The organism is Pantoea sp. CFCC18179, assembly GCF_059412405.1.
Genome location: NZ_JBNBPM010000003.1, coordinates 403,970 through 428,329 on the forward strand (window position 1 = coordinate 403,970; position 24,360 = coordinate 428,329).

Consider the following 24,360-nt stretch of genomic DNA (forward strand, 5'->3'; position numbering starts at 1 on the left):
TCTGTAACTGGAGGTTCAGTGTTTAGTTCAGTTCTCATCAATAACACCGATGGCACTTACGCTGCCGCATTTACCGAACTCAACGATGACGTTTTGCCCGCGGGTGACGTCACTATTGATGTCGAATATTCGTCAATCAACTACAAAGACGCGCTTGCCATCACCGGCAAAGGACCGATTGTCAGAAGCTTTCCGATGATCCCAGGCATCGATCTTGCTGGCACCGTGACGCATAGCGATAGCCCGACATTTCAGCAGGGTGATGCGGTGCTGCTCACCGGATGGGGGGTTGGCGAGCGTTATTGGGGCGGGCTCGCACAGAAAGCACGGGTGAAAAGTGAATGGTTGACAGCGTTGCCATCGGGTAGCAATTCGCGTCAGGTAATGGCGATTGGCACCGCCGGATTCACCGCCATGTTATGCGTTGATGCCATTGTTGAACATGGCGTCAAACCGTCCGACGGCCCAGTGTTGGTGACGGGCGCCAGTGGCGGCGTGGGCAGTTGTGCGGTGATCATCTTAGCGGCGCTCGGGTATCAAGTCATTGCCTCGACAGGCCGACCAGAAGAGAACGCGCGCTTGTTCAAGGAGATGGGTGCCAGCGAAATCATCGATCGTAATCAGCTCAATCTACCCGGCAAGCCGTTGCAGAAAGAGCGTTGGGCGGCAGCGATTGATACCGTGGGAAGTCACACTTTATGCAATGTCTGCGCAGGGACAAAATATGCCGGCATTGTGGCGGCCTGTGGCATGGCGCAGGGCATGGATTTGATGGGGAGTGTTGCCCCGTTCATCTTGCGCGGCGTGACGCTCAAAGGCATTGATAGCGTGATGGTTGATGCAGCAAAGAGGCCGCAGATTTGGCAGAAAGCGTGTGAACATCTGCCGGTGACAAAGCTCGAAAAAATGAGCACCGTATTGCCACTCAGCCAAGCCATTGAAGCCGCACATTTATTACTTGATGGTAAAGTCAGCGGACGCGTGGTTATCGATTGTAACGTCTAAATATCAAGCGCAGTGGCTAACAGCAGGGTTAGCCACTTTCCGGGTAACGCAGTTGTTGATACTCCTTCCAGCGCTTCAATAATTGATGACGCGTTCCCGGATATACTTCGTGGCTAATTTCAATCTGCTCAATACGATCCACGCGGAAATTACGAAAATCCTGACGCAATTCGCACCAGCCGCACAACAATCTCACTCGATCAAAATAACCAATCACCACCGGCCAAATAACGCGTTGTGATGAGGCATCCTTCAGATCTTTATATTGCAATGACACTTTATTGCGCTGATGAATGGCCTGGCGAATGGCCGGCAGATGGGTTTCAAATACCACTTCTCCGCGTGATGCAATCAGCAAGGATTGATGATCAATCGCCAGGCTAAGATGTTGTGGGATCACCGCCTGAATTTTCGCCAATGCATGATTGGCCGCCGATTTTAACTCCGGATCGGTGTGACGACTCACCCAATTCAGCCCCAACATCAACGCATCTAACTCATGGCGAGAAAACATCAGCGGCGGCAAATGCCCATCTGATTTCAGCAAATAGCCCAATCCGGCACTGCCTTCAATATCCACACCTTGCTGTTGCAGACTAATGATATCGCGATACACCGTGCGCACGCTGATGCTGAGTTGCTCGGCCAGGCTTTGCGCCGTAACCGGATAGCGATGGCAACGCAACAGCTGTACCAGTTCAAGCAGGCGCTGAGTTTTGGTCATTTTTGGCTGTTTTCATCCCATAAAAAAATAAATTTAAAAAAACTGCATCCAGTTCGCCTACCGTTTACGTATATCCCCATGTGAGCACCTAATCTGCTCCCCTACAATGAGGATTTATGATGAAAACGTTATTCGCTACCGCAATCGTTTCAGGCGCATTACTGTTCAGCGCAACTTCAATGGCTGCTATGCAATCCGACTCCGTAATGGTCGGCGGTGCTGCCATGTTCCCGCAGAAAAATATCATCGAGAATGCCGTCAACTCCAAAGATCACACCACATTAGTGGCTGCGGTGAAAGCGGCCGGTTTGGTTGATACGCTGCAAGGAAAAGGGCCATTCACCGTGTTTGCGCCAACTAACGCCGCGTTTGCCAAACTGCCCGCCGGTACCGTGGACAATCTGGTGAAACCCGAAAACAAAGCCATGCTCACCAGCATCCTGACTTACCACGTGGTGGCTGGGAAGTTGGATATGAAAGCGTTAGAAGCGAAAATTAAACAAGGTGGCGGTAATGCCGAGCTGAAAACCGTCAACGGCCAGCCTTTGTGGATTATGAATAATGGCCCGCACAACATTCAACTCAAAGATGGTCAAGGCAACGTGGCCAATATCAGCACCTATGATGTAAACCAGAAAAATGGCGTGATCGATGTGATCGATACCGTTCTGATGCCTAAGTAATTGTCTATACTCGGGATGGGCAATCAAGCCATCCGGGAAAAACATGGATAAGTCTCAGGCGGAACAGCAGGTGAAACTGATGCAGGCGGTTGCTCAAGGCGATCGCCACGCATTTGAACAACTCTATCGACAGATGTCACCACACCTCTTTGCCGTCGCGCTACGTACTTTACGCCAACGTTCCTGGGCTGAAGAAGTGTTGCACGACGGTTTTATCACCTTATGGAATCAAGCCGATCGCTACAATCCCGCGCTGGGAGCACCGATGACGTGGATGACGCACATCATCCGCAATCGCTGTATTGATGGGTTACGCAGTCGTCCTGCACGCGAAGAAGCATTACAGGATGAGTACGACGACCAGGTTTTTCTCGATGAAAATCAGCAAGCTGAAAATGAAAGCGAAGATTCTCAGGTGGCGCGTTTACAGCATTGTTTGCGCCATCTCAGCAGTGAACAGCGGCAAAGCGTGGCGCTGGCCTATTATCAGGGAATGTCACACAGCGACATCGCTGCCTGGCTTCATCAACCCGTGGGTTCGGTAAAGAGCTGGATACGCCGCGCGATGGAGCATTTACGGGAGTGTGTGGGACTATGAATGATAAACATCAACGAGATGATGCGTTATCAGCTGAATATGCCCTTGGCACCTTGCGTGGCAATGCGCGGTTACGCTTTGAAAAACGGCTGGCGCAAGAACCTGAGCTGGCACAACAGTTGGCGCGTTGGCAGAACATGCTCAGCGGTCTGGATAGTCAAGTGGTGCCACAGATTCCACCGGAACGCGTATGGAAAAAAATCACGCTTAATCTGCCTCAACCCGCGACTAAAAAAACGCTGAAGCCTTATTGGGGCTGGTTGGTTGCCGCTGGACTGGCAGCATTCACCTTAATCTCCAGTTTTCATGGTCGCGCGCCTGACGTTATGCCGCTCACCGTGCTCAGCAATGCCGAGCAGCAGGCGCAATGGGTGGTTAGCAGCAGCAGCGATCGTCAACGGTTGGTGTTAACGCCGCTTAAGCCCGTGACGGTGGCGGCACAAAACAGTTTGCAGCTCTGGCTGATTCCGAACGGTCAAAAACCGGTTTCACTGGGATTGGTTGATGAACGTACGCCGACACAACTCACGCTCAATCAGATCACCTTGCCGCCGGGCGCGGTGGTTGCCATCAGCCTTGAACCGCACGGCGGCTCGCCAACCAGTCAACCGACCGGCCCGGTGTTGTTTAGCGGCGTGTTGTAACGCAACTTTATTGCACGCGTAGCAATTGGCTTAAGCTGGCCAAATCGGCGGAAGAGCGCAGTTCAGCGCACGCTAGCAATTGCTGCTGGCGCTGCGCTGATTCTTGCTGCAACGCCGCACGCAGTTTAGCGGTGACATCGACGCCATCCGCCAATGATTGCTGACGGGTACGGCGATGCTGCAACTGCGTGCCATTTTTCAGTGACAGTGTCACCAGATGAAAGCGCAGCGCTGGGTTAACAGCATCCGGCGGCGCAGTTTCATCCGGCGTGCGACGCACTTTAGCCGCCAGCGGCATCACTGCCCGATTGAGATCGCCCTCGGCAAAATCCTGCAAACGCAAATCGTCATATATCAACATCGCGGCAATCGCATATTCCAGACTGAAGCGCGCTTCAATGCCGTTGGTCGGCACGCGAACAGAAGCTGCAATATCGCCGCCGGGCGGAAACGCCACGCTGATATCGCTGATGTTCTCCAACAGCGCATCAAGCGTTTCACCGCTCGCCAACCATTGCTGGCGCAAAATACGCGCGGCCTCAGCAGCGCTATGCGTTCCGGCGCACGTGGGGAACGGCTTGAATTCCAAACCAGGTGCGACGATGCGCCACGGCTCAGCCCAATTCTCGATGAGTTTACCCGGCTGCGATTGGCCATTGCTGCTGGCAGCGATAAAGGCCTCGATTACGCCTTCCTGCTTGCCGTCAAAACCCGCCAGCGTCAGTTGCGCTGATGTGATCGCACGTTCAGCGGCGAAACCGGCATGCAGCGGTTTGACTGCCGAACCAAACTGCGCGCGCAATCCGCTGGCTTGCGTGGTGGCGATGCCCAATAAGGTGGCGGTGGCGGCCACATCCAAATCGAGCAACCGTGCCAGCGCAGCAGCAGCGGCGAGTGTGCCAAGCGTTGCGGTATTGTGATTGCCTAATGCATAGTGCTGCTGACTTACCGCTAAACCCAAACGTCCGGCGACTTCTACGCCAATCGCGTAGGCATCAAGAAAATCATCCGGCGTTGACGGTTGCTGTTGCTGCCAGGCAAACAGCGCCGACAGAATCACCACGCTGGGATGTCCGCGAAAATCGGCGTGGAAATCATCGTAATCCAGCGCGTGACTGGCATAACCCAGCAACAGCGCCTGCGAACGCACACTGCCATCGTGATAAACGCTACGCAGCGCCGGTAAACCGCTATCGGGAACCTGCGCTTGCAATACCGGCCAACTCACGGCGAGAAAATCCCGCACGCCTTCACGCGCCGCACCACGCGCGGCGGCATCCGGTTGGCTGTGAACAATGCGCTCAGCCAGCGCGGCGGTCAGATTCATGCGCTAACACTCTGCAACGCCGCAACCGCCAGATTCGCCAGATAGCGTGATGTTGGCAGCAGCACATCATCATTAATACGAAACGCCGGATGATGCAGCGCATAAGGTTCGCCGGTGCCAATCATCATGAAGGCGCCTGGCAATTGCTGTTGGTAGAAAGCAAAGTCCTCGCCAATCGGGCTGGCTTCCACCACGCGCGCTTCAAAGCCGCTGACGCTGGCTTGTTGCAGTGCAAAATCAGCCCAATGAGCGTCATTGACCACCGACGGCGGGCCGGCGTGCCAGTTGAATTTCACCTCAGCCGCGAAGGCGGCGCCAATGCCGAGCACAATTTCACGGAAGCGCTGCTCCAGGCGCTCACGAGTTTCCTGCGAGAACGAACGCACGGTGCCTTCCAGCCAGGCGCTGTCGGGAATCACATTCCACGTGCTGCCGCTGTGAATCTGAGTAATCGACACCACCGCGTTATCACCAGACGGCGCATTACGACTGATCAAGGTTTGCGCAGCCGAAACAATGTGCGCGGCAATCACAATCGGATCGTTGCCCTGATGCGGTTTAGCAGCGTGGCTGCCAATGCCGGTGATGCTGATATCAAAGCGATCGACCGCCGCAGTTAACGGGCCAGCTTTGCTACCGATCACGCCCGGCGGGAGCGACGGATCGTTATGGATACCAAATATGGCGACCGCATCATCCAGCGCGCCGGTAGCAATCACATCCGGCGCGCCTTGTCCGGTCTCTTCCGCCGCTTGGAACAGAATGCGCACGCGACCCGGCAAGCTGCTTTCCTGCTGCTTCAATAAGATTGCCGCACCCAGCGCAGCTGAGCTGTGGAAATCATGCCCACAGGCATGCATCACGCCGGGACGTTCTGATCGAAAAGCCACATCTGATTGCTCCTCAATTGGCAGCGCATCGATGTCTGAACGTAGCACCATCAGCGGGCCATTTTCACTGCCTATTTCCGCTACTAAACCGGTTTTGAGCGGCAGATCCAGCACGCGGATAGCGTGTTTCTCAAGTTGCTGACGAATCCGTGCGGTGGTTTCAAATTCTTGATTAGAGAGTTCAGGGAAACGGTGCAGTTCGTGGCGGAATGCGATCAGCTGTTCGCCTAAATTATCGAGAGTTTGGCTCATGCTTTGATTCCTTGTAGAGCGGCCTGACGGGTTAACCACGCGTCATGGGCGCTTTCATCCAGTACTTTCTTCATATATTGCGTAATGTGGCCTTTGCCGAGATCGGTGGTGTGCATCAACTGGAAGCCACGTTTTTTGTACATTTCGATCAGCCACGGATGGCTGGTGGCGGTGCCGAGCGATACCGCAGGCGCGCGCAATTTGCCGAGCAGAATCTCCTGCTCAAGGCGATCTTGCACCTGACGACCATATTGCAGGCCGGGATAATCGGGATGCGCGCCGAACCAGCCGATGTGCGGCAAGCCAAACGGGCCGGGCAGCGGTCCCCACGGATAACGCACGGTGACAGAGGAAACCATGACGCCATCCGCGTATAGCGCATACACACCGTGGTTTTGTAGATGGCGCAGCGTTTTAGCCAGATCGGCGCTGGCGGCATCGAATTTGATACCCAACGCCAGCGTTGGCGCGTAGGCGGCATGCATCAGCGCCTGATAGGTTTCCACCTCGTCTTCGCGAACCTGACGAAATTCAAGTGACATAGACATCCCCGGATAAACCGCCTTCAGGCGGAGAATTGATGCTTAATATGTTGTGAATTTTCGGTCACCATAAACGGCGACCCTACGATGTATGGTGCGTTTTGCCAAATCGCCATAAATGATGATCCCGCGATATGGCATGTTTTTGCCGAATCGCGATAAATGATTCCGCGCTGTGGCATGTTTTTGTAGGGTCGCCATTTATGGTGACCTAGCTAACACCCATCCATATATCCAGCAGATTACCAGCAAACACATTCCCGACTATATGTGAAAAATAACTAAGCTAATGCGAATTTGTGAAATTGAAATCGCCCGTTTTGCATTGCTTAAATCGTTATTTACCGTAGTATGCAGAAAAGCCATAGCGCTATAACTATTCCGTATTAACCCTCTGAATTATCTTAATTTAATTCGTTATAGCCTTATTCTTAATCAGGGTGACGCCGTGTTAGCGATCAAATCTCCGCGTGCTTATGCACATGAATCCGGCTTGCGCGCGCGTGCCGGTGAATTTATTAAACCTTACGCCACACACATCCGCATATTTACTTCGCCACGTGCCTGGCAGGCGGTAAATCCAGAATTAAGCCAAAGCCTCGAAGCCAACGGAATACGCTGGCAACTGGAATATCTGCACGGCGAATGCACCGATGCAGCGATTGAGGCGCTCAAGCAAAATGTTGAACAGCAGGGCGCCGAATTGCTGTTTGCGGTCGGCGGCGGACGCGTGCTCGATGCGGCGAAAGCGGTCGGCAGTCAATTGCCCGATCTCAAAGTGATTAACTTTGCCACCGTTGCGGCAACCTGTGCGGCGTGGTCGCCGGTTGCCATCGTGTACAACGAGCACGGTGGACATGTGCGCAGCCAGGGGCTGGGAAAAATGCCCGAGCTGGTATTAGTCGATAGCGAAGTGATCGCCCGTAGCGATGTGCGTTATTTAAAGGCTGGCATCGTTGATGCGCTGGCGAAGTATTACGAGTTCTATCCTTATCAGCGTAACAATCCCAACGACTTAGCGCTCGATCTCAAAGTGATGAACGCTAAACGCGCGCTGGATATCTATCGAGAATTCGGCGCTGCCGCGGTTGCCGCTAACCAACAGCAGCAGGTTACGCCGGAACTGGTGAAAATCATCGACGCCAATATTGTGCTGGCCGGTTTAGCCAACAGCGTGCGCGATGTGCTGCCAACGCCGGGATTTGCCCATGCGATCCATAATCGACTGACGCATCAGCCAGAGCTTCACGAGTGGCTGCACGGCGAAAAAGTCGGGTACAGCCTGCTGGTGCAATCGCTGATTGAACGTGATGGCGTGCCGGATGCCGATCTACTTTCGCTGCTGCGCGAATACGATATGCCGCTGACGCTGGCGCCATTAACCGGCGATCGCGCGGCCACCATTCGCAGCATCGCTGAACAAATTAAATTCCCGGCCGCCAGCGCCGAGCGTTTGCCGTTTCGCATCTCTGCCGATGCGCTGGAACAAGCGATGCTGGCAACCGAGGACACCTTTTAAAACGTCTTACCTTTTATTGACCAGGACAAATTCATGGCTAACTCACAACAACAACGCCACATTCGCTTAGGCCTTTTCGTTCAACCGGTTGGACAACACGTTAGCGGTTGGCGCTTAACCGAAAAACTCGGCGATCCAACCGATATCGATTGGCTGATCACCATCGCCAAAAAAGCTGAAGCCGGTAAATTCGATCTGTTTTTCGTCGGCGATGCGCTGGCAACCAGCATGTATCGCTTGCCGTCCACCATGGCGCGCCTTGAACCGCTGACCATGCTGTCGGCGCTGGCGGTGAATACCAAACGCATTGGTCTGGCGGCCACCGCGTCCACTACGTTTAGCGATCCGTTCACCATGGCGCGCAGCTTCTCCTCGCTGGATCACATCAGCCGTGGTCGTGCGGCGTGGAACGTGGTGACCTCGTTCTCTACCGATGTGGCGCGCAACTTTAGCCGCAACGACATGCCAAATCATGCCGAACGCTATGCGCGTGCGCGTGAATTCCTTGAGGTCGCCAACAAGCTGTGGGCGGGTTGGGAAGAGGGCGCGGTGCAGCCAAATAAAGAAACCGGCGCATATTTTGTTGATGAGAAGATTCAGCCGATTAACCACCAAGGCGAACACTTCCAGGTGCAAGGCCCGCTGAACATTACGCGCTCGCCGCAAGGACGTCCGGTGATTATCGAAGCGGGTTCATCCGCCGACGGTCAGAAATTGGCTGCGGAAACCGCCGAGGTGATCTTCACCGCAGCGGATAGCCTTGAAGCCGCGCAAACCTTCTATCGCTCGCAGAAAGATCAGGTGATCGCCGCCGGTCGCAATCCCGATCACGTGGTGATCATGCCGGGCGTGATGCCAATTGTCGGCCGCACCCGTGAAGAAGCCAAAGCGTTGTGGAAAGAGCTGAACACGCTGGTGGACATCGAAAACGGTCTGCGTCAGCTTTCATTGCGCTTCAGCATGGATCTCAGCCAGTTCCCGCTGGATGGACCGGTGCCGGAAGTGCCGCTGGGTGAAGGCAACCAGAGCCGCGTCAAATTGATGACCGATATGGCGAAGCGTGAAAATCTGACGCTGCGTGAATTGGCCGCGGTTGCTGCCGGTTCGCGTGGACACCGCGTGATTGTCGGCACCGCCGAAGATATCGCTGATGATTTCGAATTGTGGATTAAAGAAGGCGGCGCGGATGGTTTCAACATCATGCCGGCGATTATGTCTGAGCAACTCGATCTGTTTGTCGAGTTGGTGATCCCAGAACTGCGTCGTCGTGGCTTGTTCCGCGAAGACTACGAATTCACCACGCTGCGCGAAAACCTCGGTTTGCCGGTCGCTTAAGCCATTCAGGAGCTCAACATGGTCACCTTATCTAAGCGTGTGCAGTCCGTGTCGCTTTCTGCCAATGCGGCGGCGCGCCAGTTGACGCGTCAGCTCAAAGAGCAGGGCGTGGATATTCTCGATCTCACCACCGGCGAGCCGGATTTTGACACGCCCGCGCATATTCGCCAGGCGGCCGTGGCGGCGATGGAAGCCGGTGAAACGCGTTATACGCCGACCAACGGCACCACGCCGTTGCGTAAAGCGGTGCAGGCGAAGTTGCAGCGCGAGAACCAGCTGGATTACCCACTGGAGCAGATTTGCATCGCCAACGGCGCGAAGCAGATCATCTTCAATGCCTTTGCTGCCACGCTGAATGATGGCGACGAAGTGCTGGTGCCGGTGCCGTATTGGCCGACCTTCCCGGATAGCGTGCGTTTCAACGGCGGCGAAGCGGTGCTATTAGAGTGCCCGCTTGAGCAGCAATTTAAGCTGCAACCGCAGCAACTGGCGCAGGCGATCACCGCCAAAACGCGCTGGCTGGTACTGAATAATCCCGGCAATCCTTCCGGCATGGTGTACAGCGCCGACGAATTAACGGCGTTGGCGACGGTGCTGCGCGATCATCCCAACGTACTGATCATGCTGGACGAATTGTACGAACATATTCTGTTTGATGGACGCGAGCACGTTAGTTTGCTGCAGGTTGCGCCGGATCTCGCTGAGCGTATTTTGCTGGTCGGTGGCGTGTCGAAAACCTACGCGATGACCGGTTGGCGCATCGGCTTTGGTGCCGGGCCAAAAGCGTTGATTGACGCAATGGTGGTGGTGCAGTCGCAAAACAGTTCGGGTGCCAGCGCGGTCAGTCAGGGCGCGGCAGTGGCGGCGTTTAATGGCGGGCTTGATTTTCTGCCGCCGCAGCGCAGTGCTTATCAAGATCGTCGTGATGCAATTATGACGTTGCTGCGTCCGGTGGCGGAAATTGAAGTGCTCAATCCCGATGGCGCGTTCTTTATTTTCTGCCGTTGCGCCGGTTTGCTCGGTAAAACGCGCCCCGATGGTCAGAAAATTGTAACCGAACAGGACGTAATGAATTACTTATTGGAAAGCGGCGTGTCGGGCGTTGCCGGTAGCGCTTATGGATTATCACCGTATTTCCGTTTGTCAATTGCCACCGATATCGACACGGTGCGTGAAGCAGGGTGCAGAATTGCGCAGGCGTGCGCAGCGTTGAAATAATCCTGCTATAAACAAGCAGCGAACAAGTTAATATTATTTTCCTTCGCTGCTTGTTATTTTCTGAAAACATCAGAATATTCTTGGGTNAGGCGTGCGCAGCGTTGAAATAATCCTGCTATAAACAAGCAGCGAACAAGTTAATATTATTTTCCTTCGCTGCTTGTTATTTTCTGAAAACATCAGAATATTCTTGGGTTAATTCCTAACCTTTTCCTCTTTTTCGGCAATTTTAAAGCAACGCTTTGCTTGTTAACTCACTTCACGCATAATGCGTTTTTTCATTTTTCTCCGGTTACTATTTCATGTCTAAATCATCCTTGAAACGCAATATGCTGTTCGCCAGTGTTGTGGCAATTGCTGCGCCGCTGCATGCCATCGCCAATACAGAAACCTCTCAAGCACCCATCATTATTCAGGGCGCGATGCCGGTGGAAGCGGAACATTTCGCTGCCAAGCTGGATAACGCCAAAGAACAACAAATTGGTGAATGGCGTTTTTGGCGCGGCACCGTCGATGGTTATCCGGTGATTGTGTCTGAGACGCTGAAAGGCATGTCAAATGTCGCGGCGGCAACCTCAATTGCAGCGGTGGAATTCAAGCCTAAAGCGATTATTAATCAGGGCACCGCTGGTGGTCACGATCCGGCATTAAACGTCTACGATATCGTAGTGGGTAAATATTCGGTTAACCTTGGCGCGTTCAAAACGCCGCACAAATTAGCGGGCGCAGGCAGTAATTCGGTTGAGTGGAAGCCAATGGATTTAATGGCCTCTAAAGGCAGCGCTGGCGAAGATAAAAATGCCCACAGCATTCGTCAATTTGCTGCCGATCCTGTGTTGATGAAAGCCGCCGAACAGGCAATACCGAGCTACAAAAAGGGCAAAGTGGTTGAGGGCGTGATCGGTTCAGCGGATGTGTGGAACAGCGAATTAGACCGCATCCGCTTCTTCCACGACAATTTCCACACTTCGGTAGAAGAGATGGAAACCGCTTCTGCAGCGCAAATCTCGTCGCTGTTCAACATTCCGTTTATTGGCATCCGCGTGTTATCTAACAACATCACTAATAATGGTAAGTACGACGCGCAAACCGGCATCGCTTGCCAGGATTATGTCTACGATGTGCTGAAGGCGTATATCAAGCAGATTAATGCTGAACATAAATAAATAAAAAACGCAGCAAGCTGTTGAGCTTGCTGCGTTTAATTAATACTCATTGTTAATTTGTAAAGCACACTGCTGATAAACTTGAAACAACTGTTTATTATCCAGGCGATCAATAACAAATTAAATCAGGAAATCATCCAGTGAACTACCTGCATCAATGGCAGATTTAATCGGCGATGGTGTACGGCCTTGACCCGTCCACAATTTCTCGTTGCCCTGTTCATCGATGAATTTATACTTCGCCGGACGCGGTGCACGTTTAGCTTTAGGTTTGCTTGCCTGCGGTGTTAATTGCGCCAGGTCACTAATATCAATACCATCTTTCAACAGCATCTCTTTATATAGCGCTAATTTTTCTTCTTTCTCGCGCTGTGCCGCGTTTTCCGCTTCCACTTCTTCACGACGCTCTGCGACTACTACAGCGAACTTTTCCAGCATTTCGTCCAATACCGCAATTTCAGTTTCACGTGCTTGCGCGCGCAGCGTGCGAATATTGTTCAATGCTTTAAGTGCATCGCTCATGGTTAAATCCTTATTACTTTTCCAACTGGTTTGAAGCCGTGCATTCTACGAAAATTTTTACCAAATTAAAATCATAACCACATGGGGGAAGAGAAGGCTCAAGAGCAGCTATAGGATGTATCTTAATATATTAACAATATGTGATTTTATTCCATGTTTATCAATTGTTAACGAGAATACACATGCCGTGAATTTATTTCGCATTGATGCATTGAATTGAGAATGGTCTCGTTTTTTTTGGTTGCAGTATGCAATTTAAATTAACAATTTTTAATTTTCATTATTAAAAAATAAATAAAACCGTACTGTGCCCTTTAAATTTAGATATATAGAATTAAAGGGTGGCTGATCTACAAGATACGTGCTGCCATAAGGTTTATATGCACCTTGATTCCTTAAAATTTTATTTTTTTATGAAAAATTAACGATCTGAAAGTGTAAGATGATTTGATTCTAGTTATGTTCTATCACATAAATATTAGTGGATAAGCGGAAGCTATATAGGCATCAAACGAGGTTGTTTATTATTCTATGTGGGTGATTCAAAAGGGCAATCTGAAAGATAAATAAAAATCACGTCAAAAATTTAAACATCTCATTCTTATGGTAGTTAAGATTTTACCCCTGCACTTCCCCCCCTACTAAGCAATTATGGATGTATAGCACTTTGATCGATTTGTATTCCATGTTGTATGAAAAATCGCAATGACGTAAGTATATTCCTAAGCGAAATCGAGAGTGGTCTTGTAATTTCAACTTTTACAATATGCTAATCTTCACTATGAAGAAAACTAAAAAAAATAATAAAACTGGCTGATTGGTTATATAGATATAGTAAATGACAGGGTTGATGTGACTCGACTCTCTTTTAAAAGAGTTTGGCTTATTTTCGGCGAGATTAGCTATTAGGTCATTGGTGCCAGTAAACCAAGGGCGGTAGCGTGCTTGATGCAAAACAGTGTCGTCAAAATAGGATTCCACCATCTTTAATTAAGGTTATTAATGAAAGAAACTATGATTTTGATATTTATTGAAGGGAAGGAATATAAATATTCTGAAGCATTAAAGTCTATGATGACAAAGTCATTCAGAGATATAGATCTTGTGATTATTAATAGAGGGCCATTTTCATTACAATTTGATAAAGATTTCATACACACTTTAGGTCTTTACGTAAAGAGTATTACTATCAAAGAGTACATTGGCTCTAGATCACTGTTCAGTATCTTCACTCAACAGATCAGTGAGAGCACAGACTACAGTAGATATATATTAATAAATGATGATGTAAATCTTGATAGAGAATTTGTTCATAATCTTGATAGGTACAATAAAAAAAATAGCAGCTTAAAAATACATGCGTTAGATTTTAGAAGTAAAATAAAATTACGTCCTATGGTCCTGGATGATATGCTAAATAATTATATAGGAAGAGACCTTGAACGAAAAAAATTTTATCCAGGTTTAGTTATATATCGATCTTTAATTGAATGTGGTGAAATTGATGACATTGGATTGGTGAATCAAGACTCTATTCTACACGAACGTATTCGAAGGGAAATGCTGAACTCACCAATTGAAGTGTTCACCTTGCCCGTAAAACTTAAAAATGAAAGCCGGTGTGGTTATTTTATTTCTGTAGTGAAACGATATTTCTCCAATGAAAGAGTACGTTACTGATTTTTATGTAAAAATTTCTAATTGTTATGATGCTTTTTTTGGTTTCCCACAAATTTTTGCGTAAAAACAGCATTGAATAACTTAATAACTGTACTGCTGTTTTAGTTTTATTTATTTATTTAGCCAGCGAGTGAAAGGGTGGCAGTCGTGACCACTGAGTTAGATGGTGTAAATTTAGCGGCCGTCAAAGAAGAGATTGACGTAAAGTTTGTTCTTTTTGAATTGCGCAAGTCTTATCGGGTTATCCTATATATAACTTCATTTTGTATTATGCTGTCTATTATGTGTGCAATTCAAACCCCAAACGAATATAAGTCTAATGCGATTATTCAAGTTGAGCCTAAAAAAAATATTTCAGATGTAACAAAGTTAGGAAGAATAGTACAGAGTCTTAAGGCAAGCTCTGGACTGGATATTGTGTTGCTACAGTCCAGACGAGTGATTGGAGCAACTGTCGATCAGCTTAGCCTCCAAGTAGATGTCCAACCTAAATATAGACCTATAGTTGGGAAAACTTTGGCTTATCTAAATAATGAGAGGTCAGAGAAATTATCGGTTCACGAATTATATTTGCCCAATGCAGCGGATGGTGCACCAGATAACCTTTTATTGACCGTCATTGATCATGAGGTTTTCCAGGTTAACTATCGAGGCGAAATTTTTAAGGCTAGATTTGGGGTGCTGACTAAACATGCAGGTGTAAGGATTTTAGTTAACCCAATTAAAATACCTTCAGGTTCTAAGTATATTATATCATATCTATCACGACAGGATAGTATCGATAACGTATTAAATAACCTTTCATTGATGTCACCTTCCAGGTTTAGCGATATTATCAAGTTGACTTTTTCTGGCCCTAATCGAGACCTTAATACACAGATATTAAATGCGATTATTTATAATCATATAAAATATAATGTTAGAGATCGTAAAGAGAAATTAGAGAAGGGGATTAAACACCTCTCGGTACATATGGATCGTATTCATCAACAATTGGAACGAGATGAAGATAAGCTAATAGACGCACGTAATAAATTTGCAGTTTTAGACCTGAAATTGCAAGCTGAATCCCTAATCAATCAAATGGCATTCATTGATGACCGACTCAATGAATTATCCATCGATGAAATCGAAATGTTGAAAATGTTTAACGTTGGTCATCCTTCATACAAGGTTTTACTTCAAAAACGTCGTTTATTATTACAAATAAAAGCAGAGCATAAAAAAACTCTGGCAGAGACACCAAATCTGCATCAAGAGATCATTAATCTCAAACACATTGTTGAGGTGAGGAATAATCTATATATGCAAGCTGTGACCAAGCGTAATCAATTGGAAGTGCTGGCTTCATCTGCAATAAGTAATATTCGTGTCATTGATTCAGCTATAGACGATTCTGGGGAAGAGTTCACACGAAAATTTTTAATTATCATTCAAGGTACGCTTATTGGCCTATTCACATCACTTAACCTCATCATTTTCAAGTTCACAATATATAACAGATTGATGTTGAGAAAATAGTTTTAAAATCTTTATGCTCTTAAGATTTGATTGTTTTGTATTCAATGACCAAAATGGCTTTATAAATTACATATTAAATCAAAAGGAATGTTGCGTGAGTGAACTCAATGGTCCATTAGTAACAGTATATATTCCCACTCATAACCGTGCTCAACTGGTGAGCAAAGCCATTGCATCAGTCCAACTCCAGTCCTACAAGAACCTTGAGATCATTATTTGTGACGACGGTTCTTCAGATGAAACTGAGTTTGTTATCGCGGATTTAATAAACAAAGATAGTCGCATTATTTACCTCAAAAACGAGGTGCCGAAAGGTGCATGTCATGCGCGTAACCGTTGTATCGAAATTGCCTCAGGGAAGTTTATTACAGGCTTAGATGACGATGACTACTTTTTGAACGATAGGATTGAAAGATTTGTATCTTTCTCGCTGAAAAACAAAATAAACTTTCTCTGTGCTAATATGATTTTTAAAAACAAAAATACAGAGAGGAAATGGAAAGGTTACGTTGGCGAAATAACCTTAGATATGATGGGTTTTGAAAACAAAGTAGGCAATCAAGTTTTTGTTGAAACAAAGTTAATTAAAGAAATTGGCGGATTTGATACTGATTTTCCAGCTTGGCAAGATTATGATCTTTGGTATCGGATGATTCAACGTTTCGGTAGTTGCTACAGGACCAATGATGCTACTTATATCGTAAACATGGAGAATGATAGGCCGAGGATCACAACAGGAAGCAATGCATGGAAAGGTTATCAAAAATTTATATCGGTTCATCATCATTCGTTAAGTAAACAGAAATTAAACTCGCTATACTTTCAGGATAAATTAAACAGAAAAGACACCATTAGTTTTAATGATGTAGTTCTCTACCCCGGATTTCGGAATCTATTGATTTTTTTAAAATACAAATTAAAGAAAGTCGCTGGTGTTAAATAATCACAATGAAAATTAATAGAAACCTTCCGCTCAGCTTAGTCATGAGTATAACAGTTCCGTTAGTTGGGCTAATCCTCTCTTTTCTATCATTTAATAGAAAAGGAATGAATAGGTTGGCATTGGCTAGTATTTCTATGTTCTATTTTTTCATCGTAATAAAAATACCTCCGCTGGGCGATCTTTACCGACGATATCTTGAGATCAATGCTTACAGTTCAACTACGAAAGTATCTGAAATTTTAAATTCGCATCCGGATGTTCTTCTTTATATGCATGGATGGATATTTCAATTGTTGCATATAGATTTTTATTATATTCCGGCGATATATGCTTTTTTGATGTGCTATTTTTATCTGGCATCATTTAGAAACCTTCAGCTCATACAATTTAATAATTTACCTGGAACTATTGTATCGCCACAACTGATCACGTTAACCTACCTAACAGCATTTTGCGCATTAAATATCTTCAATTTAGTTTTGGGTATAAGATATGGTGCAGCTTTAGTTCTAATAATATATGGCATTACCAGCTACTTTAGCCGAAGTAAGACAAGAACCTATATATTTATAATTCTTTCGTTGTTAATGCATTTCTCGATGGTATTTGTTCTGTTGGTCTTTGTTTTTAGCCGATATGTCAATGTAAAGAAAAAACATATTGTGTTACTTTCAATCGTCTTCTTCATATTAAGCTCAAATGTTTTACGTTTAGTATTGCCTAATATAACATTTATGGGGATAGGCGATTATGCCTTGACTGGTTATGTAGATGGGTCATGGAGTGCCGTTCCGGATGACACTAATACGCTAATTGTTGCATTAATTACACGAACGCTAAGTTTTATACTGCTCGTATTCTATCTTCTTAGTAGAGATAAAATAGCTGGTTTTGATCGATTCTTGAATCTATTCATTCCTTGCTGTTTTTTCATGTCAATATCGTATACCGCAATGGGTCGATATCTTAACATTGCGCACTATTTTCTGGTAATTAGGATTTGTTATGCATTCCTTTTCTCATCAATCTATCAGACTCCTGCATTTAAATCGGCTCTAAAACTTTATCTGGTTGGCTTCATGTTAATCAGTCTGTTGGTTATAAATATTTACACGCAGAGAAGGACGCTAACAATGGGAGGGTTATGGTCTTACGCGTATACCAGTCCAATATTATTATTGAATTATAATATGGAAAAGTTTAATCAATATCTTGGCGAAATTGACTCGGATGGCTATTGGGTAAGAGACAAGTAATTTTCCACCATACAATGAAATTAATATGAAAAATAAAATCCTTTTCATAGTCCCCAGTTTAAAAAATGCCGGGCCGGTAAATGTATGCCTGACACTTGTAAATAATATCCCCCATGATTACTGTGTTGAAGTCATTGCACTTAATGATGGTGAGTGGAAGGAAGCGTTTTCTACTCGAGCAAAAGTTATTGTATTCAAGCGAACAGAAGTTTTTCAGATATTAAAATATATCAAAAGAAATAATTTCGATATAATTCACAGTCATTGCACTATAGCGGATATATTTAACTACCTATCTCATTCTCCTGCGCGAAAAGTAACCACTATTCACAACTATTTTGAACTCGATTTTGTTCAGACCAAAGGTTTTATAAAAGGAAAGATGGAAGGACTTGTAGGTCGCTATATCGTGAGAAATTTTAACAAAGTCGCTTGTTCAAATTCAGTAATGGAACACTGTGTCAAAACGCATAGCATGAAAAAAATAATTGCTATTCCCAACGGGGTCGAACCGCAGCCATCAAAAGTTTTACAGAAGAAGGATGATTACACACACTTCTACTACCTAGGGGTTTTGAATAAAAGAAAAAATGTAGCAATGATTCTTGAAGCGTTTAGTCAATGGTGTAGTGATAAGCGCGCAGTACTCCACATCATTGGCACCGGCTCCGATGAGACGCATTTGCAACAGAAATATAATAATGAACAGATATTTTTTCATGGACACAGCGATAAGCCTGAAACTATTTATGAAAGTTTCGACTGCTTTGTTTCCGCATCGCATAATGAAGGACTTCCATTAGCTTTATTGGAGTCTCTTTCATTAGGGAAAACTTTCATATGCTCAGATATTGATCCACATAGGGAGGTACTCAATTCATATAATGAAACCGCAGGTTTCATCTTTGATAAAACGCTATCAGGACTTATTGATTGTTTTGAAGCGTATCACTTCTCGTCAGAAAAAAAATTATTGGCAAAGAATGCCAGGGGTTGTTACCTACAAAACTACTCTGCAAAAAAAATGGCTATGCAGTATATCGAATATTACAGCTATATCTGATTTATTCTTGTCATGTTAAGGAAGCTTCATGTCATATATGAAATTTTCGGTATTAATGTCACTATACGTTAAAGAAAGTGTGGATAATCTCGAACGTTGTTTGCAGAGTATCCATGATCAAACTTTACAACCTAAACAAATCGTATTAGTTATTGATGGTCCAGTCGGCACTGATCTTGAACAAGTGCTAACCCGTTGGCAGAAGAAAATTATTCTTCATCGCGTACAACTGCCTGTCAATGTTGGTTTAGGAATGGCGCTGGCGGAGGGAATTAAACACTGTTCGTGTGAATACATTGCTCGAATGGATACCGATGATATTTGCTTGCCTGAACGGTTCCAGCGACAGGTTCAGTTCATGCAAGAGAATCCAAACGTGGCATTATTGGGCACGGCAGTGATTGAATTTGATGAGTGTGGAGAGCAGCGTTTAAAGCGCTTGCCTGTAAACCATACTGAAATAAAAGAATTCTCCAGATTAAAAAATCCCTTTAATCACATGAGTGTATTCTTCAAACGAAGTGTAGTTGAAAATGTGGGAGGTTATCGTCACCACCTATTTATGGAGGACTATAACTTATGGTTGAGGATTATTGCAGCAAACCACCAGGTCCACAATCTACCTGATGTACTACTACATGTACGCGCTGGTAGTGGCATGTTGAAAAAGAGAAGGGGTTTGAATTATATCAAAAGTGAATTAATTCTTTTTAAACTGAAAAATAGCCTTGGGATTATCTCACCACTTAGAAATATTGCCTTCCTGATTGTTCGAGTTTGTACTCGGATAGCTCCTGAATATGTGCTCTCGTTCCTTTATCGTAACGATCGAGCCAAAATATAGCCAACTGATTAACTCAATAAACATCTCGTCAGGATAGTATTTTGAATAAGAGAGTGATGTCTAATGCTTTTTGGATCATGTCCGAAAAGTTGATTGCTGTATTAGGCTTGATTTTTGTCACTTCTTTTGTGGCAAAGTATGTGGGGCCGGAGGTTTTTGGTGAAATAGCATTTGCCACATCGATCTTTCAAATTACTCAAATTGTTGCTCAAATGGGCGGCGATATAATAATTTTAAAAAGAATGAGTGCCAATATGCATTCCGGGGTTAAGTTGGTGATTACCACGACCTGGCTTCGACTGCTTATTTTTATGGTTTTATGTGTCCCATTTATTGCATTTACTTACTTTCGCTTAGGGGAGGAGGGGATATACTTCATATTTGCCTGTTGTCTATCTTGTTTGTTCATCACGCTCGACGTCTATAATGTGTACTTCGATGCTAAATTAGAATCGAAAAAAAATACATTGATCAATGTGTTCGGCTTGCTAGTCAGTCTGGCTATTCGCTGGTTGATTGCCAGTCTCGAATTAGCACCTGCCTGGCTTTGCTTGCCAATAATTCTAGCGGGATTGGTGCCTTTTATTCTGCGTCGTATCATCTTTAACCGTTTCACAGCCCAGCCAAAGATAGTATTCAAGAACCAATTACGCTATGCCCGTTATCTATTCTTTTCTGGCTTAACCTTCGTCGTCACATCTATTTCCGTCGCACTATATACCCGCGTATCTATATTGAGTTTAGAGTATTTCAATGGGCATGAGAGCGTAGGTATTTTTGCTGTCGCTGCGAGTTTAGCTGGATCTTGGTCTTTTGTCTTCAATGCATTTATAACGTCGACTTTACCCTCGATATTTTCTGAATCTAGCCACGAACGTGCATTGCTTAAAACAGCTAAGCTTCTTATCGTTGTGGTGCTATTATCCTTGCCTATCTTCGTGGTGGTGTATTTCTTTAGTCCTTTCTTTATTAAATTGTTTTATGGTGATAAGTATGAGGCCGCATTGATACCATTACTGATTATTTCAGCATCTACGTTACTTTCTGCGTTGGGAACCATATCGGCGAGGTTTATTGCAAAATATTCGGGATATGCATTCTTATCTAAAAAAACCATTCTGGTTCTTATTTTCAGTGTCACGGTAAACATACCATTGATACACCACTTTGGTATGAATGGCGCGGCACTTGCAACATTAATAACCGAATTTGTTTCATTGACCTTATTTAACTATTTCTTTAAAGGTGGGATGGTTTTCACACTTCATCTTAGGATGTTTACTATCGCTGTTAATTCAATCTCAACCCGGTTTATCAAATCGACTACAAAGCAGGATATCTTAAAGTGAATGCAGTGAATAAAATCAGGCTTACAATTTCAGAAGTTAAATCTAATCCTGGAGTGAAATCAAAACTTGTTGTGTTGTTATATAGGCTAGCGTCACTTCATAACCAGCATGGCATGGTCTTATATCCGATTACTCTTTTTTTTGTTGTGCTGCACAAGTTATTAAATGAATTTTTTTTTGGTGTTGAGATTTCTTATCGAACCAAAATTGGTTATGGTTTTACCATTTGGCATGCTTATTCGATTGTGATTAATAGCGGATGCGTGATTGGTGAAAATTTTACCATTCGACAGTGTTGCACCGTTGGTGGAAATAAATTGCCATATCCCCAAAAATTCATTATTGGAGACAATGTCTCAATGGGTGTGAATTCCTGCATACTAGGGGATGACATTGAAATTGGTGATAACGTTATTATAGGTGCAGGGGCAATTGTGATGTCCGATATTGCCGCGAACCACTATGCTGTAATGGAGAAGCCTGTCATCAAAATGCGCAATGTTAAATAAGCCACTAAAAATTTCGCAGCCCAATGTTTGAAAGGACATTATTGGAGGTGGGTGTATTTAACCACTTCCATTTTTTATTTTGTTAAGAGTTTGAATAAAATTATTGCCTCCAAAGCTATCTTCCTTTCTCCCTCGGTTTTTTCTCATCCTTATATACTTCAACAACTTACCCGCTAGCGATCTCTGTTAATTGTCAAAAAATACCCTCTCACAACTATTACCCATTGAAGAATAACGCTTTTATCTAAATGTAAAAGTGTCAGATAACCGGTAACAATTTCTTGCATTGAAAACCTTAATGCGTATATTTCTCATTTGCTTTCTTAACGGCATCCTTACTGTCATCCCTTCAATCGACGTCAGCAGCGATGCCGCCAAAACAAAATAAAGAAAAGTTGATCGAGGAATTGTATGTCTTTCGAAGATTTGCGCGTCAGGAAAACCGCCGGTACATCGCAGCGCGTGCTGCGTCACTCGTTACTGGCGATGTTGGTTGCGTCGAGTATTGCGCAAGCAGCAGAAACCACTCAAACCGAACAAACACTGAATGTTGATGCCAACGCGAACGCCGATCAACAGCAGCAGGCAGCACAGGATTACAGCGTGCCAATCACCCGCGCGGGCACCAAAATGGATCTCACCGCGCGCGATATCCCGCAATCGGTTTCGATTGTCAGCAAGCAGCGTATGCAAGACCAACAGCTGCAATCGCTGAATGATGTGCTGTCGAATACCACTGGTATTCACGGCGTATCTTCCGATATGGATCGCACCAATTACTACTCGCGCGGTTTCCTGATCGACAACTACATGGTTGATGGCATTCCTACCGCTTTCGCCTCTCGCTGGAACTTGGGCGATGCGCAAACTGATATGGCGCTGTATGAGCGGGTAGAAGTGGTGCGCGGTGCCACCGGTTTGCTGACGGGGCCGGGCAATCCATCGGCTTCGATCAACATGGTGCGCAAACACGCCGATAGCAAAGAGTTCACGGGCGATGTTTCGGCGACTTACGGCAGCTGGAACAAGCAGCGTTATGTCGCCGATCTCTCCGCGCCATTGTCGCCAGAAGGCAACGTGCGCGGCCGTATCGTGGCGGGTTATGAAGACCGCAACAGCTTTATCGAACGTTACGGCGCAGACAAAAAATTCATTTATGGCGTGGTTGATGCCGATCTTACCGATTCGACCAAACTGTCTGTCGGTTATGAATTCACTCAAGTGAATACCGATTCGCCGATGTGGAGCGGTTCTCCGCGCTGGTACACCGACGGCACGCAGATCAAGGCGCGTCGCGGCTACAACACCGCGCCGGATTGGGCTTACAACAACAAAGAAAACAAAAAAGTCTTTGTTAACCTGCAACAGAATTTCGACAACGGCTGGAACATCACGCTTAACGGCACGCACAACGAAATGTTCCTCGACAGCAAACAGCTGTATATCGATGGCTACTTCGATAAAGCCACTGGCGCGGGATCGTCTTCTTATGCGGGCTGGCCGGTTATCGGCGGTACCGGTTACAACACCGGCAAACGTAAAGTGGATGCAGTAGATGCGTTCGCCAGCGGTCCATACGAACTGTTAGGCCGTCAACATCAGTTGATGCTTGGCGTGAATTACAGCCGCCAGGACAACAAGTATTACAGCGCCTGGACCAATATCTCGTCTGAGCAGTTGGGCAACTTCAATGATTACAATGGCGATTTCCCAGAGTCGGATTGGAATCCGCGTGAACCGGCCTCGGATACCCAACTGGTACGTCAGAAATCGGCCTATTTAGCCACGCGCATTTCGCTTGCCGATCCGTTGCATGTGATTTTAGGTGCACGCTATACCAACTGGAACCGCCAGACGCTGGATGCGGAGATGGAGAAGAACAACATTACGCCATACGGTGGGGTGATTTGGGACTTCTACGATAACTGGTCGGCCTACGCCAGTTACACCTCGGTGTTCCAGCCGCAGGATTATCAAGATGCATCGGGCGGATATCTCTCGCCAGTGATCGGCAAGAACTATGAAGCTGGTGTGAAATCGGATTGGTTTAACAGCCGTCTGACCACCTCCGTTTCCGTGTTCCGTACCGAACTGGATAACGTGGCTCAGGCGACTGGCGCGACCAATGCGGAAACCGGCAATGCGATTTATGTCGGTAAGAAAGGCGTGGTGAGCCGCGGCGTCGAGTTCGAAGTGAACGGCGCGTTGACCGATAACTGGCAGATGACCTTTGGCGGCACTAGCTACGTAGCGGAAGACGCCGAGGGTGAACGCTACAACTCACAACTGCCACAAACCTCGTTCAACTTGTTCAGCAGCTATCGCTTGCCGATGCTTGATCAGCTGACGTTGGGCGGTGGTGTGACCTGGCAGTCGAAAACCTACGGTGATATTGGTGGGCCAGATGGCAACGGCACCTGGCGCGCACGTCAGGGCAGCTACGCACTGGTGGATCTGTTTGCCCGTTACGATGTCACCAAAAACGTCTCGGTGCAGGCCAACATTAACAACCTGTTCGATAAAGAGTACGACACCAACGTCAGCAACGGCGGCATTGTCTACGGCGATCCGCGTAACTTCTCGGTTTCGGCGAGTTATCGTTTCTAATGAAATGGGTGGATGCGCAGGTAGCGCATCCATCAAGATTTCGTAGGGTCGCCATTTATGGTGTAATGCTCGTCAGTTAAGCCTCAAACATGCCGGAACGCATAGCGTTTCGGCTTTTTCTTTACTGCCCGGGGATAGTGTCTTGGTCGCCGGGTGGGAAGCA

Annotated in this window: 22 protein-coding genes; 17 read left to right on the forward strand and 5 right to left on the reverse strand. The window is 46.4% G+C overall.

Annotation, left to right across the window (positions count from 1 at the left end):
- Positions 1 to 18: 18 nt before the first annotated feature.
- The gene (acuI, locus tag ACPUC7_RS09475; RefSeq protein ID WP_494922721.1) at positions 19 to 1,005 is read left to right on the forward strand and encodes an acrylyl-CoA reductase (NADPH); all 987 of its coding nucleotides are present in this window, start codon (positions 19 to 21) and stop codon (positions 1,003 to 1,005) included.
- 28 nt (positions 1,006 to 1,033) lie between these two features.
- On the opposite strand, the gene ACPUC7_RS09480 is transcribed toward acuI, so the two are convergent.
- Positions 1,034 to 1,729 carry a helix-turn-helix transcriptional regulator gene (locus ACPUC7_RS09480; protein WP_494922722.1) on the reverse strand — a complete coding sequence of 232 codons (696 nt, stop codon included), beginning with the start codon at positions 1,727 to 1,729 and terminating at the stop codon, positions 1,034 to 1,036.
- Between the two features lie 119 nt (positions 1,730 to 1,848).
- On the opposite strand from ACPUC7_RS09480, the gene ACPUC7_RS09485 reads away from it, so the two are divergent.
- From ACPUC7_RS09485 to ACPUC7_RS09495, 3 genes are read left to right on the forward strand one after another with little or no spacing between them, the layout of a single operon-like run.
- On the forward strand, positions 1,849 to 2,412 hold the full coding sequence (locus tag ACPUC7_RS09485; protein ID WP_494922763.1) for a fasciclin domain-containing protein: 564 nt from the start codon (positions 1,849 to 1,851) through the stop codon (positions 2,410 to 2,412).
- Between the two features lie 43 nt (positions 2,413 to 2,455).
- Positions 2,456 to 3,010, forward strand: coding sequence for a sigma-70 family RNA polymerase sigma factor (locus ACPUC7_RS09490; RefSeq protein ID WP_494922723.1), 555 nt, complete (start codon positions 2,456 to 2,458; stop codon positions 3,008 to 3,010).
- The gene (locus ACPUC7_RS09495) at positions 3,007 to 3,654 is read left to right on the forward strand and encodes an anti-sigma factor (RefSeq protein ID WP_494922724.1); all 648 of its coding nucleotides are present in this window, start codon (positions 3,007 to 3,009) and stop codon (positions 3,652 to 3,654) included. The genes ACPUC7_RS09490 and ACPUC7_RS09495 overlap by 4 nt, the downstream gene beginning before the upstream one ends.
- Before the next feature lie 7 nt (positions 3,655 to 3,661).
- Here the strand turns inward: ACPUC7_RS09495 and ACPUC7_RS09500 are convergent, their stop codons facing one another.
- The 3 genes from ACPUC7_RS09500 to ACPUC7_RS09510 are packed head-to-tail and all read right to left on the reverse strand — an operon-like array spanning position 3,662 to position 6,665.
- Positions 3,662 to 4,981, reverse strand: a complete 1,320-nt coding sequence (locus ACPUC7_RS09500; protein WP_494922725.1) for an MmgE/PrpD family protein — start codon at positions 4,979 to 4,981, stop codon at positions 3,662 to 3,664.
- Positions 4,978 to 6,123 (reverse strand): amidohydrolase, encoded by a 1,146-nt coding sequence (locus ACPUC7_RS09505; RefSeq protein WP_494922726.1) that lies wholly within the window; start codon positions 6,121 to 6,123, stop codon positions 4,978 to 4,980. The genes ACPUC7_RS09500 and ACPUC7_RS09505 overlap by 4 nt, the downstream gene beginning before the upstream one ends.
- A complete protein-coding gene (locus ACPUC7_RS09510) occupies positions 6,120 to 6,665 on the reverse strand; it encodes a GNAT family N-acetyltransferase (protein WP_494922727.1) in 546 nt (181 codons plus the stop codon). Before ACPUC7_RS09510 ends, ACPUC7_RS09505 begins: the two co-directional genes overlap by 4 nt.
- A gap of 448 nt (positions 6,666 to 7,113) precedes the next feature.
- Here ACPUC7_RS09510 and ACPUC7_RS09515 point away from each other — a divergent pair, with 448 nt between their 5' ends.
- From ACPUC7_RS09515 to ACPUC7_RS09530, 4 genes are all read left to right on the forward strand, one after another.
- Entirely contained in the window at positions 7,114 to 8,184 is a 1,071-nt protein-coding gene (locus tag ACPUC7_RS09515; RefSeq protein WP_494922728.1) for an iron-containing alcohol dehydrogenase family protein, read from the forward strand.
- 33 nt (positions 8,185 to 8,217) lie between these two features.
- Positions 8,218 to 9,519 carry an LLM class flavin-dependent oxidoreductase gene (locus ACPUC7_RS09520; RefSeq protein ID WP_494922729.1) on the forward strand — a complete coding sequence of 434 codons (1,302 nt, stop codon included), beginning with the start codon at positions 8,218 to 8,220 and terminating at the stop codon, positions 9,517 to 9,519.
- A gap of 18 nt (positions 9,520 to 9,537) precedes the next feature.
- The gene (locus ACPUC7_RS09525) at positions 9,538 to 10,737 is read left to right on the forward strand and encodes an aminotransferase class I/II-fold pyridoxal phosphate-dependent enzyme (RefSeq protein WP_494922730.1); all 1,200 of its coding nucleotides are present in this window, start codon (positions 9,538 to 9,540) and stop codon (positions 10,735 to 10,737) included.
- A 302-nt stretch (positions 10,738 to 11,039) separates the two neighbouring features.
- Entirely contained in the window at positions 11,040 to 11,903 is an 864-nt protein-coding gene (locus ACPUC7_RS09530) for a 5'-methylthioadenosine/S-adenosylhomocysteine nucleosidase (RefSeq protein WP_494922731.1), read from the forward strand.
- A 120-nt stretch (positions 11,904 to 12,023) separates the two neighbouring features.
- Here ACPUC7_RS09530 and ACPUC7_RS09535 read toward each other — a convergent pair whose 3' ends face one another.
- Positions 12,024 to 12,425, reverse strand: coding sequence for an H-NS family histone-like protein (locus ACPUC7_RS09535; RefSeq protein WP_494922732.1), 402 nt, complete (start codon positions 12,423 to 12,425; stop codon positions 12,024 to 12,026).
- Positions 12,426 to 13,427: 1,002 nt separating this feature from the next.
- On the opposite strand from ACPUC7_RS09535, the gene ACPUC7_RS09540 reads away from it, so the two are divergent.
- The 9 genes from ACPUC7_RS09540 to fhuE all read left to right on the forward strand — a co-directional run bounded on the left by ACPUC7_RS09540 (position 13,428) and on the right by fhuE (position 24,197).
- On the forward strand, positions 13,428 to 14,105 hold the full coding sequence (locus ACPUC7_RS09540) for a hypothetical protein (RefSeq protein ID WP_494922733.1): 678 nt from the start codon (positions 13,428 to 13,430) through the stop codon (positions 14,103 to 14,105).
- A 147-nt stretch (positions 14,106 to 14,252) separates the two neighbouring features.
- Positions 14,253 to 15,626, forward strand: coding sequence for a GNVR domain-containing protein (locus ACPUC7_RS09545; RefSeq protein WP_494922734.1), 1,374 nt, complete (start codon positions 14,253 to 14,255; stop codon positions 15,624 to 15,626).
- Between the two features lie 94 nt (positions 15,627 to 15,720).
- Positions 15,721 to 16,569 (forward strand): glycosyltransferase, encoded by an 849-nt coding sequence (locus tag ACPUC7_RS09550; RefSeq protein WP_494922735.1) that lies wholly within the window; start codon positions 15,721 to 15,723, stop codon positions 16,567 to 16,569.
- A 134-nt stretch (positions 16,570 to 16,703) separates the two neighbouring features.
- Positions 16,704 to 17,825, forward strand: a complete 1,122-nt coding sequence (locus ACPUC7_RS09555) for an EpsG family protein (protein ID WP_494922764.1) — start codon at positions 16,704 to 16,706, stop codon at positions 17,823 to 17,825.
- Between the two features lie 25 nt (positions 17,826 to 17,850).
- Complete coding sequence (locus ACPUC7_RS09560; protein WP_494922736.1) at positions 17,851 to 18,888, forward strand: glycosyltransferase family 4 protein; 1,038 nt, start codon at positions 17,851 to 17,853, stop codon at positions 18,886 to 18,888.
- A 28-nt stretch (positions 18,889 to 18,916) separates the two neighbouring features.
- Positions 18,917 to 19,732, forward strand: coding sequence for a glycosyltransferase (locus ACPUC7_RS09565; RefSeq protein ID WP_494922737.1), 816 nt, complete (start codon positions 18,917 to 18,919; stop codon positions 19,730 to 19,732).
- A gap of 41 nt (positions 19,733 to 19,773) precedes the next feature.
- A complete protein-coding gene (locus ACPUC7_RS09570; RefSeq protein ID WP_494922738.1) occupies positions 19,774 to 21,081 on the forward strand; it encodes an oligosaccharide flippase family protein in 1,308 nt (435 codons plus the stop codon).
- Complete coding sequence (locus ACPUC7_RS09575; RefSeq protein ID WP_494922739.1) at positions 21,078 to 21,590, forward strand: serine acetyltransferase; 513 nt, start codon at positions 21,078 to 21,080, stop codon at positions 21,588 to 21,590. The genes ACPUC7_RS09570 and ACPUC7_RS09575 overlap by 4 nt, the downstream gene beginning before the upstream one ends.
- Before the next feature lie 411 nt (positions 21,591 to 22,001).
- Positions 22,002 to 24,197 carry a ferric-rhodotorulic acid/ferric-coprogen receptor FhuE gene (gene fhuE, locus ACPUC7_RS09580; RefSeq protein WP_494922740.1) on the forward strand — a complete coding sequence of 732 codons (2,196 nt, stop codon included), beginning with the start codon at positions 22,002 to 22,004 and terminating at the stop codon, positions 24,195 to 24,197.
- Positions 24,198 to 24,360 lie beyond the last annotated feature (163 nt).

What these genes read in the sequence shown, in the direction of transcription:
- ACPUC7_RS09480 (WP_494922722.1), bottom strand. Translation starts at nt 1,729, where the DNA reads ATGACCAAAACTCAGCGCCTGCTTGAACTGGTACAGCTGTTGCGTTGC.
- ACPUC7_RS09485 (WP_494922763.1), top strand. Translation starts at nt 1,849, where the DNA reads ATGAAAACGTTATTCGCTACCGCAATCGTTTCAGGCGCATTACTGTTC.
- ACPUC7_RS09490 (WP_494922723.1), top strand. Translation starts at nt 2,456, where the DNA reads ATGGATAAGTCTCAGGCGGAACAGCAGGTGAAACTGATGCAGGCGGTT.
- ACPUC7_RS09495 (WP_494922724.1), top strand. Translation starts at nt 3,007, where the DNA reads ATGAATGATAAACATCAACGAGATGATGCGTTATCAGCTGAATATGCC.
- ACPUC7_RS09500 (WP_494922725.1), bottom strand. Translation starts at nt 4,981, where the DNA reads ATGAATCTGACCGCCGCGCTGGCTGAGCGCATTGTTCACAGCCAACCG.
- ACPUC7_RS09505 (WP_494922726.1), bottom strand. Translation starts at nt 6,123, where the DNA reads ATGAGCCAAACTCTCGATAATTTAGGCGAACAGCTGATCGCATTCCGC.
- ACPUC7_RS09510 (WP_494922727.1), bottom strand. Translation starts at nt 6,665, where the DNA reads ATGTCACTTGAATTTCGTCAGGTTCGCGAAGACGAGGTGGAAACCTAT.
- ACPUC7_RS09520 (WP_494922729.1), top strand. Translation starts at nt 8,218, where the DNA reads ATGGCTAACTCACAACAACAACGCCACATTCGCTTAGGCCTTTTCGTT.
- ACPUC7_RS09525 (WP_494922730.1), top strand. Translation starts at nt 9,538, where the DNA reads ATGGTCACCTTATCTAAGCGTGTGCAGTCCGTGTCGCTTTCTGCCAAT.
- ACPUC7_RS09530 (WP_494922731.1), top strand. Translation starts at nt 11,040, where the DNA reads ATGTCTAAATCATCCTTGAAACGCAATATGCTGTTCGCCAGTGTTGTG.
- ACPUC7_RS09535 (WP_494922732.1), bottom strand. Translation starts at nt 12,425, where the DNA reads ATGAGCGATGCACTTAAAGCATTGAACAATATTCGCACGCTGCGCGCG.
- ACPUC7_RS09540 (WP_494922733.1), top strand. Translation starts at nt 13,428, where the DNA reads ATGAAAGAAACTATGATTTTGATATTTATTGAAGGGAAGGAATATAAA.
- ACPUC7_RS09555 (WP_494922764.1), top strand. Translation starts at nt 16,704, where the DNA reads ATGTTCTATTTTTTCATCGTAATAAAAATACCTCCGCTGGGCGATCTT.
- ACPUC7_RS09560 (WP_494922736.1), top strand. Translation starts at nt 17,851, where the DNA reads ATGAAAAATAAAATCCTTTTCATAGTCCCCAGTTTAAAAAATGCCGGG.
- ACPUC7_RS09565 (WP_494922737.1), top strand. Translation starts at nt 18,917, where the DNA reads ATGTCATATATGAAATTTTCGGTATTAATGTCACTATACGTTAAAGAA.
- fhuE (WP_494922740.1), top strand. Translation starts at nt 22,002, where the DNA reads ATGTCTTTCGAAGATTTGCGCGTCAGGAAAACCGCCGGTACATCGCAG.